Raw genomic sequence first — 12,973 nt, 5'->3', positions numbered from 1 at the left:
CTCAGGTCTTCCGCAGCAGCATGCGACGGACGGAGTGGTCGGCGTCCTTCGTCAGGACCAGCTGCGCCCGACCGCGGGTGGGCAGCACGTTGGTGACGAGGTTCGGTTCGTTGATGCGCTCCCAGATGCCCATCGCGGTGGACTCGGCCTCGTCGTCGGTGAGGTTCGCGTAGCGGTGGAAGTAGGAGTCCGGGTTCGCGAACGTACTGGATCGGAGGGACCGGAACCGCCGGACGTACCACTGCTCGATGTGTGCCGTCTTGGCGTCCACGTAGATGGAGAAGTCGAAGAAGTCGCTGAGGGCCAGACCCGTGATGCCGTCCGCCCGGGGGCGCGCCGGTGCGAGCACGTTCAGACCCTCGACGATCAGCACGTCGGGGCGCTGCACCACGACCTCCCGCCCGGGGACGATGTCGTAGGTGAGGTGCGAGTACGAGGGCGCGCGGACCTCGGCGGCTCCGCTCTTGACCTCGCTGACGAAACGCAGGAGCCGACGGCGGTCGTAGGACTCCGGGAAGCCCTTCCGCTGCATGAGCCCGCGCCGCTCCAGTTCCGCGTTGGGGTAGAGGAAGCCGTCGGTGGTGACCAGTTCCACGTTGGGCGACCCGGGCCAGCGCCGCAGCAGTTCACGGAGCACGCGCGCGGTGGTGGACTTGCCGACGGCCACGGACCCGGCGACGCCGATCACGTAGGGGGTGCGGGCGGTGCTCTCGCCGAGGAAGGTGTTGGTGGCCGCGTGCAGCTGACCGGCGGCGGCGATGTAGAGGCTCAGCAGCCTGGAGAGCGGGAGGTAGACCTCGCGGACCTCGTCGAGGTTGAGGGCGTCGCCGAGACCACGGAGCCGCATGACGTCCTCGGAGGTGAGCGGACTCTCCATCTCGTCGGCGAGCCGGGACCACATGTGGCGGTCGAGCTCGACGAACGGGGTGATCGACTCGGCACCGGTGGCGTGGTGCGGCCCGGTGCTGCGTTCTCTCACCCGTTGATTCTGCCCGGTGGCCTGCGCATTAACAAACGTGGCCGCCGGTACGCTTGGGCCCATGTGTGGAATCGTCGGATATGTGGGCCGGGATCGCGGCCAGGGAACATCAACGCTCGACACCGTGGGCCCCGCCTACGAGCAGGAGCCCCAGGACGCGCAGCACGGTGCGCTCGACGTCGTGATGGAGGGACTCCGGCGCCTCGAGTACCGCGGGTACGACTCCGCGGGCGTCGCGGTGATCACCCCCGCGGGCATCGAGTCGCGGAAGAAGGCCGGGAAGCTCACCAACCTGGTGGGCGAACTTGCGGCCTCGCCGCTGCCGCGCTCGCTGACGGGCATCGGTCACACGCGGTGGGCCACCCACGGCGGGCCGACGGACCAGAACGCGCACCCGCACCTCGCCGACGACGGTCGCCTCGCGCTGATCCACAACGGCATCATCGAGAACTACGCCGAGCTGAAGGCCGAACTCACGGGTGAGGGGCTCACCTTCGTCTCCGACACCGACACCGAGGTGGCCGCCGGCCTCGTCGGCTACATCTACCGCGGGCTCGTGGACAGCGGAGCCGAGGGAGACCTCCTGACCCTGGCCCTTCAGCAGGCCTGCCAGCGCCTCGAGGGTGCGTTCACCCTCCTCGCCATCCACCAGGACCAGCCGGGCGTCGTCGTCGCGGGCCGCCGCAACTCGCCGCTCGTCGTGGGCCTGGGCGACGGCGAGAACTTCCTCGGCTCGGACGTCTCCGGCTTCATCGACTTCACGCGCCGGGCGGTGGAGCTCGGCCAGGACCAGATCGTCACCATCACGCCCGAGGAGGTCGTCATCACCGATTTCTTCGGCGCACCGGCCCAGGGCACCGAGTTCCACGTGAGCTGGGACGCCGCGGCCGCCGAGAAGGGCGGCTTCGACTCCTTCATGGAGAAGGAGATCCACGACCAGCCCGACGCCGTGGGCCAGACCCTCCTGGGCCGCTCCGACGTCTCGGGGAACCTCGTGCTCGACGAGCTGCGCATCGACGAGTCGATCCTGCGCTCGGTGGACAAGATCGTGGTGCTCGCCTGCGGTACGTCGGCCTACGCCGGGCAGGTCGCCAAGTACGCGATCGAGCACTGGTGCCGCATCCCCACGGAGATCGAGCTCTCGCACGAGTTCCGCTACCGCGACCCGATCGTGAACGAGAAGACCCTCGTGGTCGCCATCTCGCAGTCGGGCGAGACGATGGACACCCTCATGGCCGTGCGCTACGCCCGCGAGCAGGGCGCGAAGGTCGTGGCGATCTGCAACACCAACGGCTCCACCATCCCGCGCGAGTCCGACGCCGTCCTCTACACGCACGCCGGACCCGAGATCGCCGTGGCCTCGACCAAGGCGTTCCTCGCGCAGATCACCGCCGCCTACCTGCTGGGCCTGTACCTCGCGCAGCTCCGCGGCAACAAGTACCGCGACGAGATCGCCGACGTGCTCGCCGACCTCTCCGAGATCCCCGCGAAGATCCAGGCGATCCTCGACGACGCCGACACGATCAAGCAGCTCGGCGCCGACATGTCGAACGCGAAGTCCGTGCTGTTCCTGGGCCGCCACGTGGGGTTCCCCGTGGCCATGGAGGGCGCGCTCAAGCTCAAGGAGCTGGCCTACATCCACGCCGAGGGTTTCGCGGCGGGAGAGCTCAAGCACGGTCCCATCGCCCTGATCGAGGAGGGCCAGCCGGTGGTCGTCGTCATGCCGTCCCCGAAGGCGCGGGACTCCCTGCACGCGAAGGTGGTCTCCAACGTGCAGGAGATCCGCGCGCGCGGGGCCGTCACGATCGTCATCGCGGAGGAGGGCGATACCTCCGTCGAGGCCTACTCCGAGCACGTGTTCTATGTCCCGGCGTCCCCGACGCTCCTCGCGCCGCTGCTCACCACGGTTCCGCTGCAGATCTTCGCCCTGGCCCTCGCCAGCGCCAAGGGCTACGACGTGGACCAGCCGCGCAACCTCGCGAAGTCGGTCACGGTTGAGTAGGACGCCCGTCCGGCGGGAGCGGCTACGCCCGTGATCGTGGGGATCGGCGTGGACGTGGTGGACATCGCCCGCTTCCGCCAGCAGTTGGAACGGACACCGGCGCTCCTCGAACGGCTGTTCGTGCCGGTCGAGCGGCCGCTCGCCACCCGTTCCCTCGCCGCGCGTTTCGCGGCGAAGGAGGCCGTGGCGAAGGCCCTCGGAGCGCCGGTGGGCATGAACTGGCAGCACTGCACCATCGAGGTCGACGACGCCGGCGCGCCCTCCGTGGTCGTCACGGGAACGGTCGCGGACGCGGCGGCGGCGCGCGGCGTGGAGCGGTGGCACCTCTCCATCAGCCATGACGGCGGACTCGCCACGGCCATGGTGGTGGCCGAGGGCGGGCTCGGCTCCGGTCAAGGATAGTAACCGTACTGATCATCGTCCGGCGTGCCGCTAAGCTCGGACCTATGCTCCACGCTTATTCCGGGGGTGACGTCCGCGCTGCGGAGGCACCTCTCATCGCCGCAGGCCGAGGCGACGCCCTCATGCAGGCCGCGGCCCACGGGCTGTTCGGCGTGGTCCTCGGACTCCTGCGTGACGCCGGTCACGGCACCTACGGCGCCACCGCCGTGGTGCTGGTGGGCAGCGGGAACAACGGTGCCGACGCTCTCTACGCCGGCGCGCGGCTGCTCGGCCGGGGAGCCGCGGCCACGGCGATCCTCACGTCCGACCGCGTGCACACCGACGCCCTCGCCGTCTTCACGAGGGCCGGCGGCAGAACGGTCCGCCTCGAGGACGCCGGCGTGGCGCTCCTCGCAGCACACGCGGCCACCTCCGACGTCGTGATCGACGGCATCCTCGGCACCGGCGCGAGCGGCGGACTCCGGGGCGCCGCGGCTGCGCTCGTCGAGGCCATCACCACCGCCGCAGCGCCCCGGGGCCGCCGGAGCGCCCTCGTGGTCGCCTGCGACGTACCCAGCGGTATCGACGTGGACAGCGGCTACGTCGAGGGCCCCGTGCTCGCCGCGGATGCCACGGTCACGTTCGGCGCGGCGAAGCCCGGGCTCCTCCTCGGCGACGGCGCCGTGGCGGCGGGCGAGCTGAACGTCGTCGACATCGGGCTCGATCTCGGTGCCTTCACTCCCGCGGCTAGGAGTCTGCTCCCGGCCGACGTCGCGCGCCTCCTGCGCCTGCCCGGCACGCACGACCACAAGTACTCCCGCGGTGTCCTCGGGATCGCCGCCGGGTCCGCCCGCTACCCGGGAGCCGCCGCCCTCGCGGTCTCCGCGGCCCTCGCCACCGGCGTCGGCATGGTGCGGTACCTCGGACCCGAGGCCGTGGCCGCCCTCGTCCACCAGCGCTGCCCGGAAGTGGTGGCGTCCACAGGGAACGTCGCCGACGCCCGGGTGCAGGCATGGCTCGTGGGCCCCGGCGCGGTGGACGACGACGACCAGCGCGACCGCGCCAAGGACGCCCTCGTCTCGGGGCTGCCCGTCGTCGTCGATGCCGGCGCGCTCGCGGACCTGAGCGGCCGCCTGGAACCGCACGTCGTCCTCACGCCGCACGCCGGTGAGCTGCGCGAGGTGCTGGCCGCCTACGGTGTCGCCGTCGAACGCGCGCAGATCGAGGCCGAACCCGCCCGCTTCGCGCTCCGTGCCGCGGACCTGACGGGCGCCACGGTGCTGCTCAAGGGCTTCACGACCACCGTCGCCTCGCCCTCCGGCGCGCTCTTCGTGCAGGCGGACGGCACGCCGTGGCTCTCGACGGCAGGCTCGGGCGACAGCCTCGCCGGAGTGCTCGGCGCGCTCGCCGCCACCCTCGCGGAGGACGGCGACGCCGCCGGACGCCTCGGCGTCGCCCAGGAGGACCTGTGGGCAGCCGTCGCGGCAGCGGGCGCGCTGATCCACGGGAGCGCGGGGCGCCGGGCGGCGGCGCGTGGACCCCTGGTGAGCTCCGACCTGCCGGGGGACATCGGGGCCGTGCTCGGCGAGCTGATCGAGGAGCGACGACTGGCGGCCGTCATGTGAGCTCTACCGGCGCCCGACACCCGTCTACACGGCGGACGCTTCGATGCGCTATGTATGGAGCAGGAGAGCGGTCAGCAGGACCGCCGCACCCGCGAGCACGATCCGCGAGCACGACCCGCGACCGCCGAGCGGTCACGGGAGAAGACACCAAGGAGAACTGATGGAACTATGGCCCGGCGATGCTTACCCCCTGGGAGCCACCTATGACGGCACAGGAACCAATTTCGCCCTCTACAGCGAGATAGCCGACTCCGTTGTCCTCTGCCTCTTCGACGAGGACGGCGTCGAGACGTGCGTGGAGCTCAGGGAAGTGGACGGCTACGTGTGGCACGGCTACCTGCCGCACGTGAGCCCGGGCCAGAAGTACGGCTTCCGCGTGCACGGCCCGAACAACCCGGCCGAGGGTCACCGGTGCAACCCGAACAAGCTCCTCCTGGACCCGTACGCGAAGGCCATCTCAGGTGACCTCGACTGGGACCAGGCGCTGTTCGGCTACACCTTCGGCGACGAGCACTCGGTCAACAACGAGGACTCCGCGCCCCACATGATGCTCGGCGTCGTGGTCAATCCGTTCTTCAACTGGGACGGCGACCGCATGCCGCGGACGCCCTACCACCAGTCGGTCATCTACGAGGCCCACGTCAAGGGACTCACGCAGCTGCACCCGGACATCCCCGAGGAGCAGCGCGGCACCTACGCCGGCGTGGCGCACCCGTCCGTGATCGCGCACCTGCAGAAGCTCGGTGTCACCGCGATCGAGCTCATGCCCGTGCACCAGTTCGTCAACGACAGCACGCTGCAGGAGAAGGGGCTCTCGAACTACTGGGGCTACAACACCATCGGCTTCTTCGCGCCGCACAACAAGTACAACTCCTCCGGTGACCAGGGCGAGCAGGTCCAGGAGTTCAAGGCGATGGTCCGCGAGCTGCACCTCGCGGGCATCGAGGTCATCCTCGACGTCGTGTACAACCACACGGCCGAGGGCAACCACATGGGCCCCACGCTCTCGATGCGCGGGATCGACAACGCGTCCTACTACCGGCTCGTGGAGGACGACAAGCAGTACTACATGGACACCACGGGCACGGGCAACTCGCTGAACGTCGGCAACCCGCACTCCCTGCAGCTGCTCATGGACTCGCTGCGCTACTGGGTCACCGAGATGCACGTGGACGGTTTCCGCTTCGACCTCGCCTCGGCCCTGGCCCGCGAGTTCTACGAGGTGGACCGCCTCTCGGCGTTCTTCGAACTCGTGCAGCAGGACCCGATCGTCTCGCAGGTGAAGCTCATCGCCGAGCCGTGGGACGTGGGACCCGGCGGCTACCAGGTGGGCAACTTCCCGCCGCAGTGGACGGAGTGGAACGGCAAGTACCGCGACACCGTCCGCGACTTCTGGCGCGGGGAGCACTCCAGCATCGGCGAGTTCGCCTCACGCCTCACCGGCTCGGCGGACCTCTACGAGCACTCCGCACGCCGCCCCGTCGCGTCGATCAACTTCGTCACCGCCCACGACGGCTTCACGCTGCGCGACCTCGTGTCCTACAACGAGAAGCACAACGAGGCCAACGGCGAGGACAACAACGACGGCGAGTCACACAACCGCTCCTGGAACGGCGGGGTCGAAGGTCCCACGGACGATCCCGAGGTGCTCGCGATCCGTGTCCGGCAGCAGCGCAACTTCATTGCCACCCTCCTGCTCTCGCAGGGCGTGCCGATGCTGCTGCACGGCGACGAGCTGGGCCGCACGCAGGACGGCAACAACAACACCTACTGCCAGGACTCCGAGATCAGCTGGGTGCACTGGGACAAGATGGACCAGCCGCTGCTCGAGTTCACGTCCGCCGTGAACCGGCTGCGCTCCGAGCACCCCACCTTCCGCCGTCGTCGGTTCTTCGACGGCCGCCCCGTGCGGCGCGGCGAGGGCGAGGCGCTGCCGGACATCGTGTGGCTGGACACCTCCGGCGAACTCATGGCCCCCGAGGACTGGGACAGCGGATTCGGCCGCTCGATCGGCGTGTTCCTCAACGGCCAGGGCATCCAGGGACGCGACGCCCGCGGCCAGCGGATCGTCGACGCCAACTTCCTCATGTACTTCAACGCGCATGACGAGGCGGTCGACTTCACGGTGCCGTCCGACGAGTACGGGCCGTCGTGGGACGAGGTGATCGACACCGCCGGCAAGTACGCCGACAGTGAGGCGATCCCCGCCGGTGCCGTGGTGAAGGTCGAGGCGAAGTCGATGGTGGTACTCCGTGCGCACTCCGAGGTCGAGGACCTCGACCACTCGGTCGCGGCGTCCCTGGCGATCCTCGCCAACGAGGTCACCAGCAAGACCGGGACGGCCTAGCCGCACCTGCATCGTCCGGGGCCCCTGCGGCCCCGGACGGTGCACCCCGGGCGAACCCGCCCGACGCGTTTATCCCGATGAACCCGCCCGACCTGCCCGATCCGCCCCATCACCCGACCTGCCCGTCCAGGAGGACCCACCGTGCTGACACCCACATCCACCTACCGGCTGCAGATCCGGAGCGAGTTCGATCTGCACAGGGCCGCGGCCCTGGTGCCGTACCTGCACGATCTCGGGGTGGACTGGGTGTACCTGTCCCCGATCCTCACGGCGGAGAAGGGCTCCGGGCACGGCTACGACGTCACCGACCCCACCACGGTCGACCCCGACCGCGGAGGGCCCGAGGGGCTCGCCGCACTCAGCGAGGCCGCGCGGGCGGTGGGGATGGGCGTGCTCGTGGACATCGTCCCGAACCACATGGGGATCGAGACGCCGGCCGACAACGCCTGGTGGTGGCAGCTCCTCGCGGAGGGGCGCTCCTCACGGATGGCGGAGGCGTTCGACGTCGACTGGGACGCCAACGGCGGCCGGATCCGCGTGCCCGTCCTCGGTGACGGCGACGACGAACTCGACCAGCTCGCCGTCGTGGACGGCGAACTGCGCTACTACGACAACCGCTTCCCGATCGCCGAGGGCACCGCTCATCCCGGCGACACCGGAGCGGAGGTGCACGACCGCCAGCACTACGAGCTGGTCAACTGGCGCCGCGCGGACGCCGAGCTGAACTACCGACGTTTCTTCGGCGTCAACACCCTCGCAGGGCTGCGCGTCGAGGTGCCCTGGGTGTTCGAGGAGAGCCACGCCGAGGTGAAGCGGTGGTTCGACGAAGGGCTGGTGGACGGCCTGCGCATCGACCACCCGGACGGCCTCGCCGATCCCAAGGGGTACCTCGAGGATCTCCGCACGCTGACGAACAGCGCGTACGTGCTCGTGGAGAAGATCGTGGAACCGGGGGAGAAGCTGCCCACCGACTGGGCGACGGCGGGAACCACGGGCTACGACGCGCTCGCGGACATCGACCGCCTGTTCACCGATTCCACGGGTGAGCACGTCCTGACCGCCTCGGTGCCCGTCGAGCCGTTCCACGAGATGATCCATGGGACCAAGCGCGCCATCACCGACGGCATCCTCCGCTCCGAGGTGCTGCGGCTCGCACGGCTGGTACCCGCCGAGGCCGGGCTCGACGCCGAGGCGGCAGCGGACGCGATCGCCGAACTGCTCACGTGCTTCCCGGTGTACCGGAGCTACCTGCCCGGTGGCGCCGAGTACCTCGAGGAGGCGGTGCGGGACGCACAGGTGCGCCGCCCCGACCTCGCTGACACGATCGCGACGCTGCACCCCCTGCTCGACCCGTTCCGCGACGGTGGGTCCGGGGAGCTGACCGAACTGCCGCGCCGCTTCCAGCAGACCTCCGGCATGGTCATGGCCAAGGGCGTGGAGGACACCGCGTTCTACCGGTACTCGAGGCTCGTCTCCCTCAACGAGGTGGGCGCCGATCCGTCCATCTTCTCGGTGGAGCCCCTCGAGCTGCACCGCCGGCTGCTCGAGCGCCAGGCGGAGGCCCCCCTGGCCATGACGACCCTCAGCACGCACGACACCAAGCGCAGCGAGGACACGCGATCGCGCATCTCGGTGCTCTCGGAGATCCCCGAGGAGTGGACCGGGCTCCTCGCGCAGCTCGAGGAACTCGCACCCATCAAGGACCCCACCTTCGCGCCGCTGCTCTGGCAATCGCTGATCGGCGCTTGGCCCATCAGCCGTGAGCGGGCGCACGCCTACGCGGAGAAGGCCTCCCGTGAGGCGGACCTCAGTACCCACTGGACCGCCCCGGACGAGGAGTTCGAGCGCGGGATGCACGCCGCCGTCGACGCCGCGTTCGACGACGCCGGGGTCGCCTCCCTGATCGCGGGCCTCGTGGAGCGCATCCAGGACGCCGGCTGGTCCAACTCGATCGGTCTGAAGCTCCTGCAGCTCACCATGCCGGGCGTGCCGGACGTGTACCAGGGCACCGAGTTCTGGGACACCTCCCTCGTGGACCCCGACAACCGGCGCGAGGTGGACTACGACGCCCGCCGCCAGGTGCTGACGGACCTCAGCTTCGGTGCCCGGCCGCAGCTCGGCGCGGACGCCCACGCGAAGCTGCTGGTGGTCACCAGGGCGCTGACCCTCCGGCGTGAACGCCCGGAACTCTTCACCGGGTACACCGCCGTCGCGGCGTCGGGAGATCACGCCAACCACGTCTTCGGGTTCGACCGCGGCGGTGCCGTCACGCTGATCACGCGCCTGCCGCACGGGGTGGCGCAGCACGGCTGGGGGGACGCCGCCGTTGAGCTTCCCGCCGGCGCCTACACCTGCGCGCTCACCGGCGCGCGCTTCACCGGCGGCACCGTCCGCGTGGCGGACATCTTCTCCACCTACCCGGCAGCATTACTCGTCCAGGAGGACGCAGCATGACATCCATCTTCGACGTCTGGGCCCCCCGCGCCGAGACCCTGACCCTCGTGGCCGACGGCGAGCACTACCCGATGGAGCAGGGCGAGGGCGGGTGGTGGCACCCCGCGGACGCGCCGCCGTCGTCCTCCGACGTCTCCTACGGATATCTCGTGAACGGTGCGGACACCCCCGTGCCGGATCCGCGCTCGCGCCGCCAGCCCGAGGGGGTGCACGCGCTTTCGCGCACCTTCGACCCGGGAGCCCACGCCTGGCAGGACGCCGGGTGGCAGTCGCCGGGGCTGGACGGCGGGGTCATCTACGAGATGCACCTCGGTACGTTCACCCCCGAGGGCACGCTCGACGCGGCGATCGGCAAGCTCGACCACCTCGTGGACCTCGGCGTGCAGTACGTGGAGCTGCTGCCCGTCAACGCCTTCAACGGCACACACAACTGGGGGTACGACGGCGTGCTCTGGTACGCGGTGCAGGAGACCTACGGAGGGCCGGAGGCGTACCAGCGCTTCGTCGACGCCGCGCACCGGAAGGGCCTCGGCGTGATCCAGGACGTGGTGCACAACCACCTCGGCCCGAGCGGCAACTACCTCGGCCAGTTCGGCCCGTACCTCACGGAGGGGAAGGCCAACACCTGGGGCGACTCCCTCAACCTCGACGGCCCGGAGTCCGACGAGGTGCGCCGCTACGTGGTGGACAACATCCTGATGTGGTTCCGGGACTACCACGTGGACGGTCTCCGGCTGGACGCCGTGCACGCGCTGCACGACGAACGCGCCGTGCACATCCTGGAGGAGTTCGCCGCGCGGACGGACGAGTGCGCCGCCGACCTCGGCAAGCCGCTGTTCCTCATCGCGGAATCCGACCTCAACAACCCGCGCCTCATCGAGTCGAGGGACGCCGGTGGGTACGGCCTCGCGGGCCAGTGGAGCGACGACTTCCACCACGCGGTGCACGTCAACCTCACGCGAGAGACGGAGGGCTACTACCTGGACTTCGACTCCGTGGGCGCGCTCGCGAAGGTCCTGGAGAAGGGGTTCTTCCACAACGGCACCTACTCCTCCTTCCGGGAGCGCAGCCACGGCCGCGAGATCGACCCCGCGCGGGTCTCACCCCTCCAGCTGGTGGTCGCGGCGCAGAACCACGACCAGATCGGGAACCGGGCAGCCGGCGACCGCACCAGCGCCACGCTGTCCCCGGCGCAGCTCGCCCAGGCGGCCGTCCTCACCATCCTCGGCCCCTTCACACCCATGCTGTTCATGGGTGAGGAGTTCGGTGCCTCCACACCGTGGCCGTTCTTCACCTCCCACCCCGAGCCCGAGCTGGGCAGGGCGACGGCGGAGGGCAGGCTCCGTGAGTTCGAGCGCATGGGCTGGCGGCCCGAGGACGTACCGAACCCCCAGGACCCGGAGACCTTCGCGTCCGCCAAACTCAACTGGGACGAGGTGGGCCGGGGCCACCACGCCGCCCTGCTCGCCACCTACCGCGACCTCATCCGGCTGCGGCGGGACCGCCCTGAGCTGCGCGACCCCGCCTTCGGCACCGTCTCCGTCGAGTTCGACGAGGACGCCCGGTGGATCGTCCTCCACCGCGGCACCACCGCCGTCGTCCTGAACCTGGGGCAGACCATGGCGACGGTGCCCCTCCGCGGTACCGACGCGGAGGTCCTGCTCACCACGGTCGATGGCGTGGGGCTGCTCGCCGACACGGCGCAGCTGCCGCCGCACGCGGCACTCGTGCTCGACCTCGCCGCCTCCTAGGAGCCGCTGGGGCAGAAGACTGCAAGCATTGCCGCAGGACTCGGACGGCTCGGGCGAAAGTGTCCGAGGGCTGCACCATACTGGGCGGAACGGCTTCCCGGCGGGGGAGGCGGGTCCTCCGGCCGTCGTGTGACGGAGCGGGGACCCTGCAGCGACCGAGCGGGGACACGAGCATGAGTCTGGACATCACGACGCTGCGCGTGGCGTTCGGCGCCATCGCCATGACGCTCTTCGTGCTGTTCTCGATGGTCTCCTACCGCCAGACCCGCTCCGCCTACAGCGGCTGGTGGAGCGCGGCGATCGCCCTGTTCTCGGTGGGTACGTGCGGTTTCCTGCTGGACGGGACGGAGCACCAGGTGTGGGCCAACCCCGTCTCCAACATGCTGCTGGTCGCGGGGACGGTCAGCGTCTGGGCCGGCGCCCGCAGCCTGCGTGCGCGGCGGCTCTCGTGGTTCCAGCTGACGGCGGCTCCTGCTGTGACGCTGGTGGCCTCCGCGCTCGACTCGCCGGCGACGAACACCTGGTCCGGCGGTCCGGTGTTCCTCGGTCTGATGTCACTGTCCATCGGTCTCGCCTCCTGGGAACTCTGGCGACTGCCGTCCAGCTACAGCCGCGTCCAGGCGCCCCTCGCCGTGGCCTCCGGATTCGTCTCCGTGCTCTACCTGGCCCGCTGCATCACCTTCGTGGCGGATGGGCCGGAGGGCTTTGTCTTCCGCACCTACTTCGGCTCCGAGATCACCACGCTCGTGACCATGCTGCTGCTGGTCGTGGTGTCCTTCAGCGCGGCTGCTCTGAGCGCCGAGCAGGTCACCACCGCCCTTCGGACCCGCGCGGACACCGACTCGATGACGGGTCTGCTGAACAGGGACGGTTTCATGGGACTGGCGCAGGTGCAGGCCGACCGCCTCGCCCGGGCCGAGCGCTCCGGCACACTCATCCTGGCGGACCTCGACTTCTTCAAGACCATCAACGACACCCACGGACACCTCGCGGGCGACGCCGTACTGCGTGCCTTCGCGGATGCGTGCCTCGAGACGGTGCGTGCCACGGACCTCGTGGGCCGCTACGGCGGTGAGGAGTTCATCTTCCTGCTGCCGGGCGCCACCGTGAGTCGGAGCGAGGACATCGCCCGGAACGTGAGCATCGCGATGAGGAGCCGGAGTACCGAGGAGGTGCGCGAGATGCCCACCGTGAGCTATGGGGTCGCCTCCCTCGAGGCCAACGGATACGACCTCGACGCTGCCATCGCCGCCGCGGATGCTGCGCTGTACGCCGCGAAGGCGAGCGGGCGGAACCGCTCCGTGCGGGCGCTGCGCCCGCCGACGAATCGCCGCTCCGACGTCGCCTGAGCACCGGTAGCGGCCGGTGCTCAGCCGCAGGGACGCTCCGGGGGCCACCCCGTCGGCGGCCCTGCAGCTCGCCTAGGATGAGGAG

Annotated in this window: 8 protein-coding genes; 7 read left to right on the top strand and 1 reads right to left on the bottom strand. The window is 70.1% G+C overall.

The window, feature by feature from the left end:
* Nucleotide 1: 1 nt before the first annotated feature.
* Nucleotides 2–979 carry a type I pantothenate kinase gene (coaA, locus tag AC4D16_RS05505; RefSeq protein ID WP_490948417.1) on the bottom strand — a complete coding sequence of 326 codons (978 nt, stop codon included), beginning with the start codon at nt 977–979 and terminating at the stop codon, nt 2–4.
* A 61-nt stretch (nt 980–1,040) separates the two neighbouring features.
* Here coaA and glmS point away from each other — a divergent pair, with 61 nt between their 5' ends.
* The 7 genes from glmS (at nt 1,041) to AC4D16_RS05470 (ending at nt 12,888) form a co-directional block, all read left to right on the top strand.
* Nucleotides 1,041–2,981, top strand: coding sequence for a glutamine--fructose-6-phosphate transaminase (isomerizing) (gene glmS, locus AC4D16_RS05500; RefSeq protein WP_490954235.1), 1,941 nt, complete (start codon nt 1,041–1,043; stop codon nt 2,979–2,981).
* A 30-nt stretch (nt 2,982–3,011) separates the two neighbouring features.
* A complete protein-coding gene (locus AC4D16_RS05495) occupies nt 3,012–3,383 on the top strand; it encodes a holo-ACP synthase (RefSeq protein WP_490954234.1) in 372 nt (123 codons plus the stop codon).
* 44 nt (nt 3,384–3,427) lie between these two features.
* A complete protein-coding gene (locus tag AC4D16_RS05490; protein WP_490954233.1) occupies nt 3,428–4,987 on the top strand; it encodes an NAD(P)H-hydrate epimerase in 1,560 nt (519 codons plus the stop codon).
* 160 nt (nt 4,988–5,147) lie between these two features.
* Nucleotides 5,148–7,334, top strand: a complete 2,187-nt coding sequence (gene glgX / locus AC4D16_RS05485) for a glycogen debranching protein GlgX (RefSeq protein ID WP_490954232.1) — start codon at nt 5,148–5,150, stop codon at nt 7,332–7,334.
* Between the two features lie 141 nt (nt 7,335–7,475).
* Nucleotides 7,476–9,788, top strand: a complete 2,313-nt coding sequence (gene treY, locus AC4D16_RS05480) for a malto-oligosyltrehalose synthase (protein ID WP_490954231.1) — start codon at nt 7,476–7,478, stop codon at nt 9,786–9,788.
* Nucleotides 9,785–11,539: a malto-oligosyltrehalose trehalohydrolase gene (treZ, locus tag AC4D16_RS05475; protein ID WP_490954230.1), complete on the top strand. Its 1,755-nt coding sequence runs from the start codon at nt 9,785–9,787 to the stop codon at nt 11,537–11,539. Before treY ends, treZ begins: the two co-directional genes overlap by 4 nt.
* A gap of 173 nt (nt 11,540–11,712) precedes the next feature.
* Nucleotides 11,713–12,888 (top strand): GGDEF domain-containing protein, encoded by a 1,176-nt coding sequence (locus tag AC4D16_RS05470; RefSeq protein WP_490948431.1) that lies wholly within the window; start codon nt 11,713–11,715, stop codon nt 12,886–12,888.
* Nucleotides 12,889–12,973: the final 85 nt, after the last annotated feature.

Source organism: Arthrobacter sp. TJ-236 (assembly GCF_058269235.1).
Note: the sequence above shows the minus strand (reverse complement) of the source record. Positions and strands in the feature narration are given on the sequence as shown.

Excerpts from the sequence above, each read along its gene's own strand:
- AC4D16_RS05490 (WP_490954233.1), top strand. The coding sequence starts at position 3,428 with ATGCTCCACGCTTATTCCGGGGGTGACGTCCGCGCTGCGGAGGCACCT.
- AC4D16_RS05470 (WP_490948431.1), top strand. The coding sequence starts at position 11,713 with ATGAGTCTGGACATCACGACGCTGCGCGTGGCGTTCGGCGCCATCGCC.
- treZ (WP_490954230.1), top strand. The coding sequence starts at position 9,785 with ATGACATCCATCTTCGACGTCTGGGCCCCCCGCGCCGAGACCCTGACC.
- glmS (WP_490954235.1), top strand. The coding sequence starts at position 1,041 with ATGTGTGGAATCGTCGGATATGTGGGCCGGGATCGCGGCCAGGGAACA.
- glgX (WP_490954232.1), top strand. The coding sequence starts at position 5,148 with ATGGAACTATGGCCCGGCGATGCTTACCCCCTGGGAGCCACCTATGAC.